At 56.9% G+C, this 18,199-nt stretch carries 21 protein-coding genes and 1 pseudogene; 8 read left to right on the top strand and 14 right to left on the bottom strand.

From position 1 onward, the window contains the following. The first annotated feature begins 205 nt into the window (after positions 1-205). Entirely contained in the window at positions 206-1,264 is a 1,059-nt protein-coding gene (locus AC1DFB_RS17090; RefSeq protein WP_480921733.1) for a transporter substrate-binding domain-containing protein, read from the top strand. Here the strand turns inward: AC1DFB_RS17090 and AC1DFB_RS17085 are convergent. Genes AC1DFB_RS17085 through AC1DFB_RS17075 form a run of 3 tightly spaced genes read right to left on the bottom strand, consistent with a single transcriptional unit; the run spans position 1,261 to position 2,478 of the window. Continuing rightward, entirely contained in the window at positions 1,261-1,605 is a 345-nt protein-coding gene (locus AC1DFB_RS17085; protein ID WP_170399025.1) for a hypothetical protein, read from the bottom strand. The genes AC1DFB_RS17090 and AC1DFB_RS17085 overlap by 4 nt on opposite strands. Positions 1,606-1,642: 37 nt before the next feature. Beyond that, positions 1,643-2,236 carry a TetR/AcrR family transcriptional regulator gene (locus AC1DFB_RS17080; protein ID WP_170406810.1) on the bottom strand — a complete coding sequence of 198 codons (594 nt, stop codon included), beginning with the start codon at positions 2,234-2,236 and terminating at the stop codon, positions 1,643-1,645. Then, positions 2,236-2,478, bottom strand: a complete 243-nt coding sequence (locus tag AC1DFB_RS17075; RefSeq protein WP_255611946.1) for a hypothetical protein — start codon at positions 2,476-2,478, stop codon at positions 2,236-2,238. Before AC1DFB_RS17075 ends, AC1DFB_RS17080 begins: the two co-directional genes overlap by 1 nt. 142 nt (positions 2,479-2,620) lie before the next feature. On the opposite strand from AC1DFB_RS17075, the gene AC1DFB_RS17070 reads away from it, so the two are divergent. Further along, entirely contained in the window at positions 2,621-3,802 is a 1,182-nt protein-coding gene (locus AC1DFB_RS17070; protein ID WP_480921732.1) for an aromatic ring-hydroxylating oxygenase subunit alpha, read from the top strand. 52 nt (positions 3,803-3,854) lie between these two features. On the opposite strand, the gene dapD is transcribed toward AC1DFB_RS17070, so the two are convergent. The 5 genes from dapD to AC1DFB_RS17045 form a co-directional block, all read right to left on the bottom strand. Further along, on the bottom strand, positions 3,855-4,682 hold the full coding sequence (gene dapD, locus AC1DFB_RS17065; RefSeq protein WP_480921731.1) for a 2,3,4,5-tetrahydropyridine-2,6-dicarboxylate N-succinyltransferase: 828 nt from the start codon (positions 4,680-4,682) through the stop codon (positions 3,855-3,857). A gap of 92 nt (positions 4,683-4,774) precedes the next feature. Beyond that, the gene (gene bioB, locus AC1DFB_RS17060) at positions 4,775-5,740 is read right to left on the bottom strand and encodes a biotin synthase BioB (protein WP_480887421.1); all 966 of its coding nucleotides are present in this window, start codon (positions 5,738-5,740) and stop codon (positions 4,775-4,777) included. Beyond that, complete coding sequence (locus AC1DFB_RS17055) at positions 5,733-6,320, bottom strand: biotin transporter BioY (RefSeq protein WP_480887443.1); 588 nt, start codon at positions 6,318-6,320, stop codon at positions 5,733-5,735. Before AC1DFB_RS17055 ends, bioB begins: the two co-directional genes overlap by 8 nt. Before the next feature lie 121 nt (positions 6,321-6,441). Next, a complete protein-coding gene (locus AC1DFB_RS17050) occupies positions 6,442-7,041 on the bottom strand; it encodes a GntR family transcriptional regulator (protein WP_480921730.1) in 600 nt (199 codons plus the stop codon). A 44-nt stretch (positions 7,042-7,085) separates the two neighbouring features. Further along, positions 7,086-7,997, bottom strand: coding sequence for a threonine/serine dehydratase (locus AC1DFB_RS17045; protein WP_480921729.1), 912 nt, complete (start codon positions 7,995-7,997; stop codon positions 7,086-7,088). 78 nt (positions 7,998-8,075) lie between these two features. Between AC1DFB_RS17045 and AC1DFB_RS17040 the strand changes: the two are divergent. Together AC1DFB_RS17040 and AC1DFB_RS17035 are read left to right on the top strand one after the other, a co-directional pair. Continuing rightward, positions 8,076-8,919 (top strand): annotated as a pseudogene (locus AC1DFB_RS17040) (LOG family protein). A 3-nt stretch (positions 8,920-8,922) separates the two neighbouring features. Continuing rightward, a complete protein-coding gene (locus tag AC1DFB_RS17035) occupies positions 8,923-10,020 on the top strand; it encodes a cystathionine gamma-lyase (protein ID WP_480760529.1) in 1,098 nt (365 codons plus the stop codon). Here AC1DFB_RS17035 and AC1DFB_RS17030 read toward each other — a convergent pair whose 3' ends face one another. Further along, positions 10,021-10,404 (bottom strand): hypothetical protein, encoded by a 384-nt coding sequence (locus AC1DFB_RS17030; protein ID WP_170399056.1) that lies wholly within the window; start codon positions 10,402-10,404, stop codon positions 10,021-10,023. A gap of 157 nt (positions 10,405-10,561) precedes the next feature. On the opposite strand from AC1DFB_RS17030, the gene AC1DFB_RS17025 reads away from it, so the two are divergent. From AC1DFB_RS17025 to AC1DFB_RS17015, 3 genes are all read left to right on the top strand, one after another. After that, a complete protein-coding gene (locus AC1DFB_RS17025) occupies positions 10,562-11,479 on the top strand; it encodes a DnaJ C-terminal domain-containing protein (protein WP_170399059.1) in 918 nt (305 codons plus the stop codon). Continuing rightward, positions 11,476-11,820, top strand: a complete 345-nt coding sequence (locus AC1DFB_RS17020) for a hypothetical protein (protein WP_170406831.1) — start codon at positions 11,476-11,478, stop codon at positions 11,818-11,820. The genes AC1DFB_RS17025 and AC1DFB_RS17020 overlap by 4 nt, the downstream gene beginning before the upstream one ends. Before the next feature lie 63 nt (positions 11,821-11,883). Beyond that, positions 11,884-13,542 (top strand): U32 family peptidase, encoded by a 1,659-nt coding sequence (locus AC1DFB_RS17015; RefSeq protein WP_480921728.1) that lies wholly within the window; start codon positions 11,884-11,886, stop codon positions 13,540-13,542. A gap of 3 nt (positions 13,543-13,545) precedes the next feature. On the opposite strand, the gene AC1DFB_RS17010 is transcribed toward AC1DFB_RS17015, so the two are convergent. The 5 genes from AC1DFB_RS17010 to AC1DFB_RS16990 form a co-directional block, all read right to left on the bottom strand. Beyond that, entirely contained in the window at positions 13,546-14,169 is a 624-nt protein-coding gene (locus AC1DFB_RS17010) for a cytochrome P460 family protein (RefSeq protein ID WP_480921727.1), read from the bottom strand. A gap of 225 nt (positions 14,170-14,394) precedes the next feature. Beyond that, the gene (gene rlmN, locus AC1DFB_RS17005) at positions 14,395-15,582 is read right to left on the bottom strand and encodes a dual-specificity RNA methyltransferase RlmN (protein WP_170562225.1); all 1,188 of its coding nucleotides are present in this window, start codon (positions 15,580-15,582) and stop codon (positions 14,395-14,397) included. A gap of 77 nt (positions 15,583-15,659) precedes the next feature. Next, positions 15,660-15,980 carry a lysozyme inhibitor LprI family protein gene (locus tag AC1DFB_RS17000; RefSeq protein WP_170425943.1) on the bottom strand — a complete coding sequence of 107 codons (321 nt, stop codon included), beginning with the start codon at positions 15,978-15,980 and terminating at the stop codon, positions 15,660-15,662. A gap of 157 nt (positions 15,981-16,137) precedes the next feature. Beyond that, positions 16,138-16,308 (bottom strand): hypothetical protein, encoded by a 171-nt coding sequence (locus AC1DFB_RS16995; protein ID WP_480921726.1) that lies wholly within the window; start codon positions 16,306-16,308, stop codon positions 16,138-16,140. A 176-nt stretch (positions 16,309-16,484) separates the two neighbouring features. Continuing rightward, complete coding sequence (locus tag AC1DFB_RS16990) at positions 16,485-17,018, bottom strand: invasion associated locus B family protein (RefSeq protein WP_170399079.1); 534 nt, start codon at positions 17,016-17,018, stop codon at positions 16,485-16,487. Between the two features lie 179 nt (positions 17,019-17,197). On the opposite strand from AC1DFB_RS16990, the gene AC1DFB_RS16985 reads away from it, so the two are divergent. Beyond that, positions 17,198-18,196 carry an asparaginase gene (locus AC1DFB_RS16985; RefSeq protein ID WP_480921725.1) on the top strand — a complete coding sequence of 333 codons (999 nt, stop codon included), beginning with the start codon at positions 17,198-17,200 and terminating at the stop codon, positions 18,194-18,196. Positions 18,197-18,199 lie beyond the last annotated feature (3 nt).

The raw sequence follows: 18,199 nt of genomic DNA, 5'->3' as shown, positions 1-18,199 counted from the left end.
TGGGCCTCTTGTCCTTAGGGGTGCCTGTGTTCGTGCACAGATTCAACGAATTGCCCGGATTGCCAACCCCGAATAGTCGAATTCCGAGACCGAATGCCCAAGCGGCTTGATTTTGCACCCCAACAAAACATGAGCGTTGACCCAGCGGCTGCCTTGCCGCGCTGCCCTTAAGTGCGTTAGAGGGCCGCGAAACAGGTGATTCCACATGAAGCGTGTCTTCTTCGCATTGATCTGCCTGACTTTCGCGACTCTTGCGCAGCAAAGCCAGGCCCAGTCTCTTACGGTTACAACGGTAACCCGTCCTCCGTTCTCATTTGTCGAGGACGGTGCCCAGACCGGTTTCTCGATGGATCTTCTGGCGGCACTGTCTGAATCACTCGGCTGGGAATACTCGGTCAACGGCGTCGAGACATTTGGAGAAATGTTGGGCGCGGTTCAGGATGGTTCTGCCGATCTGGCGATCGCTAATATATCGATCACCGCCTTGCGCGAAACCCGAATGGATTTCACGCAACCGATATTTGAGGCCGGATTACAGATCATGGTCCCGTCAGAGGCCGCTCGCCAGCCATCGCTGTTGCACGCTTTGCTGTCTCGGGAATTGTTCATCGCCATCGGGCTGGCCTTTGCGATCCTGCTTGGTGGCGGCATGCTGATGTGGAGTTTTGAGAAACGCGCGCAGCCCTACTTTGATCGCAAATTGAATGAGGCGTGGTTCCCCTCGTTCTGGTGGGCCCTCAACCTGGTGGTGAACGGTGGCTTTGAAGAGCGGATGCCGCGCACCCCGTTTGGCCGCCTGTTGGGTGTAGTACTGGTGGTGTCATCCCTATTCATCGTCTCCGTTTTCACGGCCCGGATCACCTCGGTGATGACGGTGGACGCAATCACCGGCAGCGTCAATTCGGTCAACGACCTTTACGGCAAACAGGTCGGGACGATTTCCGATTCAACCGCCGCCAGTTTTCTGAACCGGCGCGAGATCGACTATACCGGCTATGGCGATCTGCAGGACATGCTGAACGCGTTTGAGAATAAGGATTTGGATGCGGTCGTTTTCGACGCTCCGATCCTGTCCTATTATGCAAGCCACGAAGGGCGCAGAATGGCGACAATGACCGGGGGCATCTTCCTGCGTGAAAACTATGGGATCGCATTTCCAACCGGATCGCCATTGGTCGAAGACGTCAATCAGGCGCTGCTGTCCCTGCGCGAAGACGGCACCTATGACGAAATCTATCGCAAGTGGTTCGGGGTAAGAAACTAAGCAGTTTCCTCGTCGCCGAAGAATGGCGTCATCTGTGCCACGATAACCGCGTTTTCATCCAGCGCCCGTTGCATCAATGCCCGCTCATCCGGATCGATATCATGTCCTTGCGCCTCACGCTCGGCCAGGGTGCCATAGCCGGTGACATCCAGCGGTGCAGTATCGGCCTGCTTCAGGATCGCTACTGTCTCGCGCACGGCTTCGGCCTCGTCCACGCCGCTGGCAAAACACATCAACGCCGCCCCGGTCGCGCCTTCGGGCAGGCCGTCGCCATCTTTGCGACCGATCTGAACCAACAACGTATAGACTTGCTGGCGCGAAGGTTTTTTCTGCTTTTCCATAGTGCCCGCAATACGCTGGCCCGATGGCACGGTCAACTCAGTCGCAGGTGCTGTCGTATAGGTGGTCCAACAGCATCTGCGCTGCCACGCGCTGCGTGTCGCGCCATTCCGCCCGGGGTCGCAATGGCATCACAGCATCCGTATTGAAATAAATTGCGGACATACCCGCTGCCACGGCTTGGACCCCTTGCATATTGGCAGCAGGCAGTTCGTTCATGATTTCAGCAGCGATCCTTGCCTCGAAGTCATAGACAAACCCAAGCAAGGGTTCTCGCAAATCCGCGTGTCTTTCTGAGGCTGCGACCAAAGCGGCAAACACCGCAGCACTTTCCGAAGAATAGGTGCCGCGTCCGAACAAAGCGTCCAGCATCGCTGCAACCCGATCAGTGCACGGCAGAGTGTCGAAGAGCGCCTCAACCTGATCCGCGAAGACTTTCAGGACGTGATCCAGCAGCTTGCGAACCATCTCATCCCGGTTGCCCAGATAGTGGCGCAGCAATGGCCGCCCGACGCCTGCCTCTTCTGATATGCGCGCCAGGGTCGAGCCATCCAGCCCGTACCGCGCGACACAACGCATAAATGCGTTCAGGATTTGCTCGGATCTGGCGTCTTTCATACTGGGACGGGGCATCAGAATCCGTTCGCAACTGGTGGAAAAACATCCGCCAGAACGTAGAGAACGCCCAAACCGATCCACAAACCCGTCAGCGACCAGAACAGTGCCGGATCTGTCGCGCGGTTTATCGGTTCGATCAAGAAGGCCTGCCCCGAGCGCACCGCCAAGAGCCCCCAAAATATGAACAACAGACCCCAAAGGCCGTAATACCCGGCGAAGGTCGAGACAAGAAGCGCCGCCAGAATTAGCAGTGTCATCCACCTTTGATTCCTCAGGGTTTGAATAAAAGTCATCCTGCCTCCAAGCGGGTTCAGAAAAATCTTAAGGTGAAATCTGGACATTCGAAGGTTTATTGTCAATATTGATGATTATCATTTTTGACAATAAACGGACTCGACAATGCCGCCTGACGCACTTCCGGATCAACCCAAGCAACAACTGCCGCGTGAGGCATATGTCTCGGACAGTTGGTATGAGGCCGAACAGAAAACCCTGTTCAGCAAGTGCTGGAGTTTTGCCGGCGTGACTATGGATTTCACCGAGCCTGGCGATTTCAGGACGATTCAGGCCGGGGCCTACGCTCTGATTGTCATAAGGGACGCAAATGGCGACTTGCGCGCCTTCCACAACCAATGCTGCCATCGCGGAACCGAGTTGTTGGAAGGTTGCGGCAACGCAGGCAAGACCATTGTCTGCCCTTATCACAACTGGGTCTACAATCTGGATGGCGCATTGCGCGGAGTACCAGCCCAGCGCGAGTGCTTTCCGGATCTGGACAAGAAGGCAACCGCGTTGTTCGGTGCCTCAGTCGGTGTCTTCCGCAACCTTGTTTTTGTTCACCCAGAACCGGATCAGAGCTTTGACGCGTGGCTTGGCGCTCTGGCTCAAATACCTTGGCCTCATGATCTGGCATCAAGCGAGCTACAAGAGAACCCCGACGACGTGGTCTATGAGATCAACTGCAATTGGAAGGTCTTCTTTGAAAATGCAATCGATGGCTATCATCTGGCCTATCTGCACAAAGACACGTTGGGCGGGCCAACCCATGACAAGAATCTTTGGGAGGTTTCTGGCCACAACATGGTCTGGTGGTCGACCGAGCGCGAAGGCGTCAAACATCGTATCCCTCAGTTTGTTGAAAACTCGGCCAAAGGGTCCGGCCTGAAAACGGTACGGAATGCCGAAACGCCGGGCTATGGCGGGGTCTACATGCTGTTTCCGACCACGATCCTGACGCCAAACCCCTGGGGGTTTTCGATATCGACCATGGAACCGGTCGACGCCAACACAACTCTGCTGCGGGTCAGAAACTGGTCGCCTAAAGGCTGGTTCACCTATACGCATCGCGCGGCGGACATACCCGGATACGACCCGGAATCCGGTCGGATCAAATCCTCTCACTGGACCCAGCACCCACTGGAGACGGGGGATTTTCAGACCGAGGATGTCTGGGTGTGCGAAAAGATGCAGCGCGCCCTTCAATCGCCCCGATATCAAGTCGGCCCTCTGGCCAAAGGGGCCGGAGGTGAGGCGGCGATTGATTTCTTTCAGCAAACAGTGCTGGAGTTCATGCCAAAATAAGAAAGGCCGCAGAGCATGCACTCTGCGGCCTATTCAAACTGAAACGAGGGGATCAGTCGCGCAGTAGCTCATTGATCCCAGTTTTCGAACGGGTCTTTTCATCGACGCGTTTCACGATGACCGCGCAATACAGGCTTACATTGTTCTTGGACGGCATCGAGCCCGCAACAACCACCGAATAGGGCGGAACCTCGCCATACATGACTTCACCGGTTTCGCGGTCCACGATCTTGGTGGATTTACCGATGAATACGCCCATGCCCAGAACCGAACCCTCGCGGACGATGCAGCCTTCGACCACTTCCGAACGCGCACCGATAAAGCAGTTGTCCTCGATAATGGTCGGACCGGCCTGCATCGGCTCCAGTACGCCTCCAATGCCGACGCCGCCCGACAAGTGCACGTTCTTGCCGATCTGCGCGCAGGAACCAACGGTGGCCCAGGTATCAACCATCGTGCCTTCATCGACATAAGCGCCAAGGTTCACGAACGAGGGCATCAGCACCACACCAGGTGCGACATAGGCCGACTTGCGGACCACACAGTTTGGCACGGCGCGGAACCCTGCCGCGCGCCACTGGTTCTCTCCCCAGCCGGCGAACTTGCTGTCGACCTTATCCCACCAGCCGCCGTCTTGCGGGCCTCCGGTCTGGATTTCCATGTCCTTGATGCGGAACCCCAGCAGAACTGCTTTTTTCACCCACTGGTTCACGTGCCAATCACCACTGTCGAGCTTTTCAGCCACCCTCAGCGAACCGCTGTCCAGCGCGCTCAGCGTGTCTTCGATTGCTTCTCGTTGCTCGCCGGTGGTCGCAGGGGTGATTGTGTCACGTACTTCCCAGGCGGATTCGATGGCGGCTTCCAGTTGCGCATTGGACATGGGGCGTCTCCCTAGAGAATCTGTTCACGTTGATGTGGCCTATACGCAAGCGAGACCCATGGCGCAATGCGACGCGGATACCTCGGTTTGCGTCAATCATCGGTAAGTGCGCTGAGTGCGGCAAACATATCCCGGTCATTTTGGGTTCCGGCATTGGGTGCGGTCAGCAACACATCGCCGTAGAAAACCGAATTTGCACCAGCCAGAAAGCACAATGCCTGCTCGGCAGTTGAAAAGTCCGACCGTCCTGCCGACAGGCGCACCCGTGTTTGCGGCATGGTGATCCGCGCGGTCGCAACCATGCGCACCAGATCAAAAATGCCTACTTTTTCTAGATGCGCCAGCGGCGTGCCTTTGATCGGGATCAGCGCGTTTATCGGTACGCTTTCGGGATGCGGGTCAAAATTCGCAAGGACCTGCAACAGCGAGGCACGATCCCGCAGGCTTTCACCCATACCGATAATGCCGCCGCAACACAGATCAATACCTTCGTCCCGGCAATAGCTGAGGGTCTCAAGACGATCCTGATAGGTACGAGTTCCAATAATCTCGCCATAGAATTCCGGCGAAGTATCCAGGTTATGATTGTACGCCGTAAGTCCCGCCTCGGCCAATCGTTTGGCCTGATGTGGCTTGAGCATGCCCAGGGTGACGCAAGCCTCCATGCCCAGATCACGCACGCCCCGCACCATGTCCAGCACATTGTCGAATTCTTCGCCGTCGCGCACCTGACGCCATGCAGCACCCATGCAAAACCGTTCAGCCCCCGCATCGCGCGCCCGTTTGGCAAGCGAGATGACATGCGCAGGGTTCATGAGCTTTTCCTTGGTCAGCTCGACCTCGCGATGATGGGCGGATTGCGGGCAATAGGCGCAATCCTCGGGACAGCTTCCGGTTTTTATCGACAGCAGGCTGGCTTTTTGGATGTCGTTTGGATCGTGATACGTCCGGTGAATTACATTTGCGCGACCTACCAGATCCAACATTGGGAGGCGCATCAGCGCCTCCACTTCATCCACGGTCCAATCGCTGCGGATATCTTGCCCGGTATCAAGCATCTGGCTGCGGCCCACGGATTTTCTGCATCAGACCCGTCGGCAGGCCAATCACGAGAACGGCTGCCAATGCAATCTTCACGAGATCACCCAGAATGAAAGGGCTGAAACCGTAAACCAGAACCTTGTCTGCAGGCACGAACTGAGCCAACCAACCCAGACCCAGCGCATAGATCACCGCAAGCCCAGCCAGCATCGCCGGAACCAGAAACAGTTTGCGCAGATTGTCCGCTGCCCATCCAACCATGACCGAGGCGACCACGAAACCCAGTAAATAACCTCCGGTTGCACCCATCATATAGGCCAGCCCGATGCCTTTTTCGGGCGTTCCGGCAAACACGGGCAAACCCACTGCCCCGGCGACCATGTAGCCGATCACGGTTGCAGAACCGAGACGCAGCCCAAATGCCGCGGCGACAGCCATGACAGCGGCGACTTGAAGGGTCATGGGCACAGGCCAAAATGGCACCTGGACTTTTGCACTGGCGGTCAAAAGAAGAATACCCAACGCGACACGAAGGATCTGACCCGCAGGGGTTATTACTCCGGCGGCCGGGAGGGTGGATTGCAGAGTGGCTTTCATCGTCATTCTCTTTTTATAGATAATATTGCATAGATTCGGAATTAATCATCATTTTTATCTATTAAAAATCAAGTCAAATCTTCTGAGGAGGCACAGATTGTAGTTTCAAAGGCAGAAAGTATCAGCTTGCACGACGGATATGGCGCAGAAGTATCGAGGTTGCGGCGGAAACGTCTTTGCTCTTCAGTGCCTGAATGATCGCAGCGTGATCCGAATCGACGCGCTGCACCCATTTGGGCCGCCAATGTGCAAACAGGTGCCTGGCACTGGCAATGTGCAGATCATCGACAGAATGCAAAAGACGGGGCAACCCGCAAGGTGTCAGGATGGCACGATGAAACACCCTGTTCCGCGCCTCCCACTGAGGCATGCTCTCTGCCTCATCACACGCCTTTCGTGCATCATCAGCAGCCTTCAGAGCAGCTGGGGTCATGTTTTGCACGGAATGCTGCATCGCCAGCGTTTCCAGCGCGACACGCATTTCGATCACCTCACGCACTTCGGCAGGGTCCAACGCGGTGACGCGCATGCCCTTTCGCGGCTCGCTTTTGGCCAATCCATGCGCCTCAAGCCGCAGCAGTGCTTCGCGCACCGGAACATGGCTGGTCTCAAAGTCGCGCGCGATATGGTCCTGACGCAGCTTTTCACCGGCAGGAAGATCGCCGGTGATGATTTTCTGGCTCAGGGCACTATAGATTGTGTCGGCAATGGTCGCGGTCATGAATTATAGATAAAATCCATGAACAACATCTACAAGCCGTATTCTCAACCTGTTAGCGGATCTGGCGCGATGTTCCCGCCGCAAATCAGCACTGCGACACGCTCACCCGGCTCCGGCTGGTAAGCGCCCGAAATCAGTGCGGCAAGCGCAGCAGCCCCTGCTGGTTCAACCAGTATTCGATGCGTCTGCCACAGAGTATTCTGGGCTTGCGCTATCGCATCATCAGAAACCAGAACCGAACTCATACCTTGGGCCAGCCCAAAGCAAATCTCACCAATTCTCCGTGCGCCCAGTGCGTTCGCTGCAATGCCCGAAACGGAAACATCAACCGGTTCGCCCGCAGCCAACGCAGCATTCAGCGCGCAAGAGGTTTCCGGTTCGACCGCCACGACTTTGCACGCACCCTGAAACCATGCCAAAGCTCCGGCAATCAGCCCACCGCCGCCCACGGCCACCAATACTGTGTCCGCCTGCAAGCCCTGCGCGTCCCATTCAGCAAAACATGTCCCCTGCCCTGCCACCGTCGCTGGCGCATCATAGGCGTGGATTTGCATGGCGCCGGTGCTTTCCTCATGCGCCTGCGCCATGGTCAGTGCATTGGCGTATTCACCCGAAACAACACTCAGATCAGCCCCAATCCGCTTGATCAGCGCAATCTTGGAGGGACCTGCAAGTTCGGGCACAAAAATCTTCGCTGGGTAGCCCAGTGATTGCGCGGCATAAGCCGCTGCCGCACCGTGGTTGCCACCGGAAGCCGCCACGACGCCTGCCGCAGGCACATCCATGCTGAGCAGGGTATTGAACGCCCCGCGCGCTTTGAAGCTGCCCGTGTGCTGCATATGTTCAAGCTTCATTTCAATCGGATAGCCCGGAATGTGGCTTTCCATCACCGGTGTGACCTGCGCGTGTCCGGCAATGCGGTCCCGCGCTGCCAATATTTCACTTTTCCAATCCATTCTTGTCTTTCCGTGACTGGCACTCTGCCCGCGAACCCTATAGCTGTTTTGGAAACACGCAAGCAGGGAACCCCGCATATGAGAGAAGATCGCCTCAGCCCCTTTCGCGACGCACAGACCGACCGCTCGACCGCAAGCGAGGTACCGGATACCCCGCAGACGCGGTCTTCGGCCTATCGCCTTGCCTTCGCTGATGATGACTTCCTGTGCCGGGATGAACTGCGCCCCGTGCGGCTGCAACTGGAGCTGCTGAAGCCCGAGATGATCATGACCGAGCGTGAGATCACCTCGACCATCGTCATGTTCGGTGGCGCGCGCATTCCGGAACCCGCTCAGAAACACACGGCACGGACCGAGACCTTGGCCGGGCTGTCGAAATACTACGATGAAGCGCGTGAGTTTGCGCGGCTGATGACCGAGAAGTCAAATCAGACAGGCTGCCGCGAAAATGTGATCGTCACCGGTGGCGGCCCCGGCGTGATGGAGGCGGGTAACCGTGGTGCACAGGATGCGGGCGGGTGTTCAATCGGCCTGAACATCGTGCTTCCGCACGAGCAGGCTCCGAACCTATACGTGACGCCTGATCTCAGCTTCAATTTCCACTACTTCGCCATCCGCAAGATGCACTTCCTTATGCGCGCTCGCGCCATCACCATCTTCCCCGGCGGCTTCGGCACCATGGATGAGCTCTTCGAGATCCCTGACTTTGATCCAGACCGGCCGCATGGACCGCGTCCCTTTCCTGCTGTTCGGGCGTGAGTTCTGGGAAAAGGTTATCAACTGGGAAGCGCTGGCCGATGCGGGCACGATCTCGGACGAGGATCTTGACCTGTTCCGCTTTGTCGACACTGCGCAAGAGGCAGTCGAGATCATCGAGAACTGGGAACCCGCGCCCCCACGCGATGAAATACCGGGGCGCTGAGCCATGAGCCCGAAGACCGGAGAAATGTTGCACCTGCGCGGGAATGCGCTGAACAAGGGCGAGCCTGTGGCCCTGCCGTTGACCCAAAGCAGCATGTACCATCTGCCCGGCGCGCCGGATGGGCATGCCAGCTATGGCCGGGTCGATAACCCGACCTGGGTGCATCTGGAACACGTTCTGTCGCATCTCGAAGATGCACCCTGCCTCAGCTTTCCTTCGGGTATGGGTGCGATTTCGGCGGCCTTGTTTGCGACGGTCCAAGCCGGGTCGCGGCTGCTGATCCCGTCCGACGGGTATTATGTGACGCGCCTTTTGGCTGATCGGTTCCTGTCAAATCTGGGCGTCTCGGTTATCGAACGCCCAACCACCGACTTTGCCGAAGGTGGCTTTGATGAATTCGATGTGGTGTTTCTAGAAAGCCCCTCGAACCCCGGTCTGGACATGCTTGATCTGCCAGTAATCGCCGAGGCCGTGCGCGAGGCCGGCGGCATCACCATCGCCGACAACACAACGATGACCCCACTGGGTCAGCGCCCATTGAACCTTGGCGTCGATGTGGTTGTGAGTTCAGATACCAAAGCGATGGGTGGGCATTCGGACCTGTTGATGGGTCATTTAGCCAGCCGCAATCCGCAAATCATGGAGCGAGTTGAGGAATGGCGCCGCGTCTCCGGTGCGATCCCGGGGCCACATGAAGCGTGGTTGCTACATCGGGGTTTGGAGACTCTGGATGTGCGGTTTGATCGGATGTGTAGCTCAGCACAAATACTGGCTGAACGGCTGGCGGCGCACCCGGCCGTGAAACAGATCCGCTATCCCGGACTGACCGATGATCCGGCGCACACATTGGCGACGGCTCAAACCACGCGCTTCGGGTTTCTGCTAAGCATCACGCTTGAGACCGAGACCAAAGCCGAACAGTTCATCAATAGCTGCCCACTGCTGCGTCCGGCTACATCCTTCGGCGGCGTCCACAGTTCGGCCGAGCGGCGCGCCCGTTGGGGGGATGCTGTCGATCCTGCTTTCATCCGCCTGTCCGTGGGGTGCGAACCGGTGGACGAGTTGTGGCAGGCCATCGAGGCCAGTTTAGACGCGATATGACTATTTCTTAGGGTCGCGCAGTTCGGGAAACACGTAGATCGGCAGCACAATACTGCCGATCAGAGCGCCCAACCATACAAGCAAGGTTGCGGCCAATAGATTTGAGATACCGCCAATGGTCAGACCCGATGTGATCAGATCGGTGACCAGAAGGCCAACAAAGGTTACGATCAAGGCAATTCCGCCCTTCAGCGCCGGCGCCTTCTTTTCCCCCAGCTTCAGGATCAGCGGTTCGGCTATCACCTGGACCAGGGTGAACACGACTACCACCACGATGAAGGAAATCGGTCGGATCGCAAACTCTGACAGCAGCAAACTGGCCAATAACAGCCCGATGGCGTTCCCAGCCAGCAATGCCAGCACCGATTTGAGCCTGCGCGTCATGGGGTGATCTCCGTCAATGATCAATCTGAAACATCTTAATATTAGCAGAGCTTGACAGATTTACGAGACAATTTAGCCACCTCTTCTTTTTGACCTGTTGAAATCAATTGATAAAATACCTTCATCAAGGCCAAACCCCACATAGACGAGAGGCAAGATGAGCGACGACCCCTATTCCGTACTTGGCGTCGCCAAAGACGCCAGCGATGCCGAGATCAAGAAAGCCTATCGGAAGATCGCCAAAGAATGCCACCCGGACCTCAAGCCGGGCGATGCCGAGGCAGAGGCCAAGTTCAAAGCCGCTGCTGCTGCTTATGACCTGCTGAAAGACCCCGAGACGCGCAAACGCTACGACAATGGCGAAATTGATGCGTCGGGTCAGGAACGTCCGCAGCAGCAGTATTATCGCGAATATGCCGAGGCTGCTGGCAACCCTTATCGCGGTCACGCGGCTGAACAGGACGATATGTCCGACATCTTTGCCGAATTCATGCGCGGGCGGGGTGGATATGGACAGCGCACGCAGGAGTTCCATGCACCGGGCCACAACCTGAACTACTCGCTGCAGATCAGCTTTCTTGACGCCGTTTTCGGAGCCAGCCAGAAATTGACCCTGCCAGATGGGAACCGGATTGAAGTGAAGATACCTGCGGGTATCACGACCGGGCAAACCATCCGCCTGCGTGGCAAAGGGGCCCCGGGGTACGGCGATGGGCCTCCCGGCGATGCGCTTGTGACGATCTCGGTTGCGGATCACCCGGTGTTCGACCGTCAGGGCGATGACATCCACATCACGCTGCCCATCACCATTGATGAGGCCGTTCTGGGTGGCAAGGTTCCCGCCCCCACCATCGACGGTGGCGTCAATGTCAGTGTCCCAGCGGGGACCAGCAGCGGCAAAACCCTGCGCCTGCGTGGCAAAGGGGTCAAGAAACGCGGCTCGTCCGAGCGGGGCGATCAGTTCATAGAACTGACCGTCGCAATGCCAGACAAGGTAGACGATGAATTGAAGCACTTCATGGAGACATGGCGCGAAACCCACGGCTATGATCCGCGCAAAGGAATGCCGTCATGAGCCGCACATTGACCGAAGCCGAACTGATCGACGCCATCGCCCGCCTGACTTCGGATCGCCTGACCGAATATCTGGCCGCTGAGATCGTGATCCCCGAGCAATCGGAGCAAGGTCTGCGATATCAGCGTATCGACGTTGCACGTCTGGAACTGGCATGCGAACTGCATGACCAGTACGACATGGAGGCCGATGCCCTGTCGATGATGATCTCTCTGATCGACCAGATGCATGGGCTGCGCGCCGAACTGCGCGAGGTATTAAACGCGGTCGAGGCGCAACCGGAACCGGTTCGCCAACAACTGATCGAAGTGATCGGAACAGCGCGATTCCGTCGCAGTTAACGGGGTTTTGGGAGCCGGGATTTTGGCGTAGAAGGCGCCCTTGATCCTTAGCCCGGTATCCCCATGACCCAGTCCAGATCCGAATTGCTGATGCCTGCGGGCAATCTGCGTAAGTTGAAACTCGCCATCCTCTATGGCGCGGATGCGGTCTATCTGGGCACACCGGATATGTCGCTGCGGACAAAGTCCGAGTTCTCGCTGGAAGAGGTGATAGAGGGAGTCGAGTTCTGCCACAACCATGGCCGGCGCGCGTACCTGACGCTGAACCTGTTCTCGCACAATAAGGACATTCCGAAGCTGGAGGAATACATCGACACTGTCCGCACGGTGAAACCTGACGGGCTGATCATCGCCGACCCCGGAGTGTTCCAATACGTCCGCGAACGCGCGCCGGAACTGCCGCTGCATATCTCGACGCAAGCCAATATCTGTTCGTGGTTGTCGGTGAAGTTCTGGCAGGATCAGGGGGCCGAGCTTGTGGTTCTGGCCCGCGAAGTCTCATACCCCGAATTGGTCGAGATTCGCGAGGAATGCCCCGATATCAAGCTTGAGGCGTTTGTGCACGGGGCCATGTGCATGACCTATTCGGGCCGCTGCCTACTGTCGAACTTCATGGCCGAACGCGGGGCCAATCAGGGCAACTGCACCAATTCCTGCCGCTGGAACTATGGTCTGAAACTGCGTCTGAAAGACGGAACGCATCAGGAGCTGCGCATTACCGATGAAAACGCCGACCTATTCGAATTCCTGCTGGAAGAAGGCTGTCGCCCCGGTGATTTGATGCCCATCGAAGAGGATGATCGGGGATCCTACATCCTCAATTCCCGCGACCTGTGCATTATGCCCAAGCTGGATGAATACTTGAAGATCGGTGTCGACAGTCTGAAAGTCGAAGGGCGCGGCAAATCGGAGTATTATGCCGCCATCGTCGCGCGCGCCTATCGTATGGCCATCGACGACTATCACGCCGACCCCGAGAACTGGGACCCGAAGCCCTATATGCGTGAACTCGAAACAGTCGGGAACCGCGGCTACACGCTGGCTTTCCACGAAGGCCGCCTGACCAATTATGCACATGATTACGAACACACAGCCTCGATTGCGCAGTGGGAATATGCCGGGATCGTCACCGAGGTGACCGAGGGTGCCTTTCTGGTCGAGGTGAAAAACAAGCTGGAACCGGGGGATGTATTGGATTTCGTCTCTCCGATTTCGCGCGAGACGGTTCTGCTGCGGGTCTATGACTTTGAACGCGCTCATGATGAGGCGCGGCTGGACGTTGTGCATGGCAGTACCAAAACCATGATCCGCCTTCCCTTCACCCTGTTCGATCACGAGGATATCGACGATCTGCGCGCCCGTTTCCCGGTCTACTCCGTCCTGCGCAAAGAACGTGCCCTGACCGACGAACATTGGAGTCGCATTCGGTTTGACAAGCTGGTTCAGGGGCTGGAAACCTCAGGTCGCGACAACCCTAAGGCCTATACCCGCCGCCGTGACGATCTGGTCGAGAAAATCGGCGAAGACGGCAATGAGCGCCGCTTCAAAACCAATCGTACCGGAACCGAGGGATGTTGCGGCAAAGGCTGCAACGGCTGTTTGATCTTCTGGCAGGATGAGAAATACGCGCTCGCCCGCGAGGTCCTATCCAAACGCAAACAGGGTGAGCAGCTGAGCCGTCAGGAAGCGACTGAGCTGAAGCTGCCTGATCCTGCGGCCTGAAGATCACTCTGCGACACGATACTCTTCGGGTACGTAAAACGTATAGTCCCGGTCCGCGACGGCCTCGTGGCAGACATGGCAATAATCGACCTCTGACGCGCGAAAGCCCATCGTATCACCGAACAGCGAACCGTCCGGCATCACCATGATATAACGCCAGTCGGCTGTTTCCGGGTTGGTGCCTTCTGGCAGTTTCTCCATCACGAACAGGGCACCGGGATGGATATTGCCCTCATCTGTGACAGTCATACTGTCTTTGGCCAGGACCGAGCCTGCAGGCAGCTCTTCGCCTTCTTGCAATGTGCCGTAGTTGTGGGCCATGCGGTTCGCATAGCTGTTGACATAGCGCTGCCCATGCGTGGCCGAGATGTAGGGCGCATCGTTGAACAAAGGCCAGTTCTGATAGTTTCGGATCAAGTCCATCTGTGCCGCCGCATAACCCCGCGACATGCGTCGTATCAATGACTGATAGTGTTTCTGCGCTTGCTCCTTGGTCAGATCGGCTGGGTTTTCAATCGCCAAATGCGCATCCTGATCTTTGGTCTGAGCAGATGCCGCGTGGAGAACAAATCCCGAGATCGCCAGAACAGCCGCGATACCCAAGAACTGCCGGTGACTTACAATCATATTGTGGCCTCCCTGACTGATCAGTTCGCCTAAATGCCGCTTTGCTTCAGAAAAATGGTAGCGGCCTTAATTGGTGTTACCAGCACCGCCCCGGCAATCTCACCACCTTGTGTCTGTCGGTGAGTTCCCCATCCAGAGCGGGTCTGCGCCGAAGATACCAAATTTTGAACAAGGAAACAGCACTCAATTCATTAAGTTTTTCGCGTGAAGCCACGGCGCATGCCCTTAGCGGTTTAGCCCGGCTTCAGCCTCGATCTGCTTTCGCGATTTCCGGGCCCGTTCGGTGGCCGATTTTAACTGGCCACAGGCCGCCATGATATCCTCACCCCGCGTTTTGCGGATGGGTGAGGCATAGCCCGCCTGATAGATGATGTTCGCAAAGGCGCGAATACGATTGTTCGAGCTGCGCTTGTAGGGCGCGCCCGGCCATTCGTTGAACGGGATCAGGTTGATCTTGGCCGGGATGTTATGGCGCTTGATATGTGCGATCAGGCGATGCGCGTCTTCGTCGCTGTCGTTCACGCCATCCAGCATCACGTATTCGAACGTGATCCGTTCAGAATTCGACGCGTTGGGATAGCTGGCCAACGCCTGCAGCAGTTCCTCGATATTCCAGCGCTTGTTGATCGGAACAAGTACGTCGCGAGTTTCATCAGTGGTAGCGTGGAACGAGATCGCCAACAGGCATCCAATTTCTTCAGCCGTGCGCGCGATCTCGGGTACCACACCCGAGGTCGACAGCGTGATGCGGCGACGGGACAGAGAAATCCCCTCGGGGTCCATCGCAATCTTCATTGCGTCACGGACGTTTTCAAAGTTGTAAAGCGGCTCGCCCATACCCATCAGCACAATATTTGACAGCAGGCGTGTTTCATCTTTGGGCGCACCCGGTGTTGGCCATTCCTCAAGATCGTCCCGCGCCATCATGACCTGCCCGACAATTTCGGCCGCTGTCAGGTTGCGCACCAATTTCTGCGTGCCCGTGTGGCAGAAGGAGCAGGTCAGAGTACAGCCCACCTGAGATGAAATGCATAGAGTTCCGCGATCATCTTCAGGGATATAGACAACCTCAACCTCATGCCCGCCCGCGATGCGGCACAGATACTTGCGGGTGCCGTCCTCTGAAACCTGACGGGTCACGACTTCGGGGATTTCGATTACGAACTGCTCGGCCAGTTGCGTGCGATAGGCCTTGGCCAGATTGGTCATCTCACCAAAATCACGCACACCCCATTGGTAGATCCATTGCCAAATCTGCCCTGTGCGCATCTTCGCCTGCTTTTCGGGCGTGCCGTGTTCAATTAGCGCCTCACGCAATTGATCGCGGGTCAAACCGACAAGGTTCATCTTCCCCTCGGGCAGTTTGCGGGGGATGGTCATGACGTCTTGAGTGATCGGCGCTTTGGGCGACATTGGCGTATCTCGGTGGATTCTGGCTTGGGATGCGCCTCTATATAGGAACACACGTAAAGATCAAAAGAATTCGTGCTTCAATTTGCGTAACGCAACAATTCGTCAACCCGCGCCCGGCCAAGGTCAACCCGACAGGCTGTGATGGCGATCCCCGTACCCGATCCTCCGCCGAACGAAGCACCTACCGCTTCGCACTGCGCATCGCGATAGGCCACCCACGCGTTTTGCGAGGCCTCCAGCGCAGGCACAGCCACGACCCGTCCGGTGACCTCGTCCAGTTCTTGTGCGGAGCCGAGCGCCAGCGAATAGCTGGAGTCTATCGCAGCGTTTACCCGCAATTCCATATCCGAAACACAAGATCCAATTTCCACCTGCGAAGCGGCGTCAATACACTCCATAGTTGGATCCGCACTTGCGGATATCGGAAACATCAAAAAAACAAACGCCCATCGCATCCATCAATCCTCCAGACAGAGATATCTGTCTATCACAGATCAAGATGCGCGCCCAATCAAGATGGGCCACTAAAGCAGAAACTTAAGCGGCCCATTGTTGTTAGTTTACTGCGGGCGGGATGTAGCAATCTTCTGCATCCAGGGTCTTTACGGGATCTTCCGGACCACATTGCTCACCCGTTATCGGATAGGTTTCCGATCCTTTCTCACAACCTGCAAGGATCACCGCAGACGTCATCAAGAGCACTGCCAGGTTTTTGCCTAAGTTCATTGCCGACTCCTCAACAAATTCTGAACTAATTAGTTCAGAAAACGGGGACGCAGGCTTTGACACGGATCAAGAAACACCGCTCTACGTGGCGTAAATTTCTGAAAACACACAGGATCGGACCAAACAAATAAAACCCCGCCGGAAAGCGGGGTTTCGGAATTTGATCTGCTTGTGGCTTAGTTCGTGCAGCGCGTTTCCGCGTCTTCAATCGCGGCCGTAAAGCCCAGCAACGAGAAGGTGTCCTTGGTCTGCGTACCACGTTCCGAACGGGCGGTCAGCACCGCCTCACTTCCGCGCTTCATCGCTGTGACGATCTTGGCATCGTCCGAGGCGGTCGCAGGCCATGCCCACTCACCATCGGTGAACAGCTCGAACTCGCTGCCATCGACAACCAGATTGACAGTAGAACCAGACGCAAACGGATAGCCGCCGGTAAAGGTCACCTGCCCTTTAACCTCGGCATTCGGGCGATAGAACACAAACAGCAGGATATCGCTGCGCCGAACGGAAACGACCCGGCCACCGCGTGTGTTCACGGTCTCTTTCGGGGCAGATACGCTCCAGCATTCGGTTGGGTCGTCCTCGACAAACACGCTCCAGTCCGTTTTTGCAGCGACGCGATTGGTACTGGTCGCCTGCTGCGCAATTGCCGTTGTCGCCATTCCTGCCATGCACAGGCCCGCGATCACGCGGACGAGCTTTAATCCCATCGGTTCAGCCTCCTAGCCCGACCTATTACCTCATACCCATCGGAAATACGTGCGAACTCTGCCGGTTCGTCTGTTCAGTTGCGTATTCCGATGATTGTCGACATACACACACTAACGCAGGTTTCGCCACAGGCGAAAGGGCGATTGGCAGATTTTTGCGCATGATTGATGGGGTGGACATGACACAAGCCGTACCAATGACAGAACTCTGGCGCGGGTCACTGTTGGAAAGCCTGCATATGGGCCATGCAGTGGTCTGTGACGATAGTGGTCAGATCGTGCGCAGCTGGGGTGATCCAAACGCGGTGATCTATCCCCGTTCCTCGGCCAAAATGATCCAGGCCCTGCCGCTGATTACCTCGGGTGCGGCTGCAAAATACGGTTTGAACAGCGAGCATCTGGCTCTGGCTTGTGCCTCGCACAATGGTGCACAAATCCATACGGATCGTGTTTCCGCCTGGCTGGATCACCTCGGTCTGTCCGAACCTGACTTGCGCTGTGGCCCGCAGGAACCGCAGGACATGGCGGCCCGCGACGGGCTGATACTGGCAGATGACACGCCTTGCCAGATTCACAACAATTGCTCAGGCAAGCATTGCGGTTTCCTGACTTTGACGCAGCATATGGGGGCCGGGCCGGAATACCTGGAAATAGATCATCCTGTTCAGCAGGCCTGCCTGTCTGCCATCGAAGAAACCACAAGCGAAACCAGTCCCACCTACGGAATCGACGGGTGCTCGGCGCCGAATTTTGCGACGTCTCTGGTGGGACTTGCGCGATCGATGGCCTGGTTTGCCTCTGCCGCAGACCGTTCGGACCGCTCCAGCGAAGCAGCGGTACAGCTCACAGAAGCAATGGTGAAACATCCCGAACTTGTCGCAGGTGAAACTCGCGCTTGCACCGAGTTGATGCGAGCGATGAACGGGCGCGTTGCAATCAAGACAGGGGCCGAGGCCGTCTTTGTTGCCATCATCCCTGAACAGCGAATGGGCGTTGCGCTAAAAATCACTGACGGCACTACCCGCGCCAGCGAATGCGCCATCGCCGCGATTCTAGTGCATTTAGGTGTGCTAGAGGCCGATCACCCGGCCACCCGCAAATTCATGAACGCCACGCAATACAGCCGCCGCGGGTTGGAATGTGGTGTAATCAAACCCTCACCGGGATTCCCCGGCTGAGGC

This window comes from Ruegeria sp. S84, from assembly GCF_056583445.1.
The sequence above is the reverse complement of the archived record's forward strand: the minus strand, read 5'-3'. Positions and strand labels throughout refer to the sequence as shown.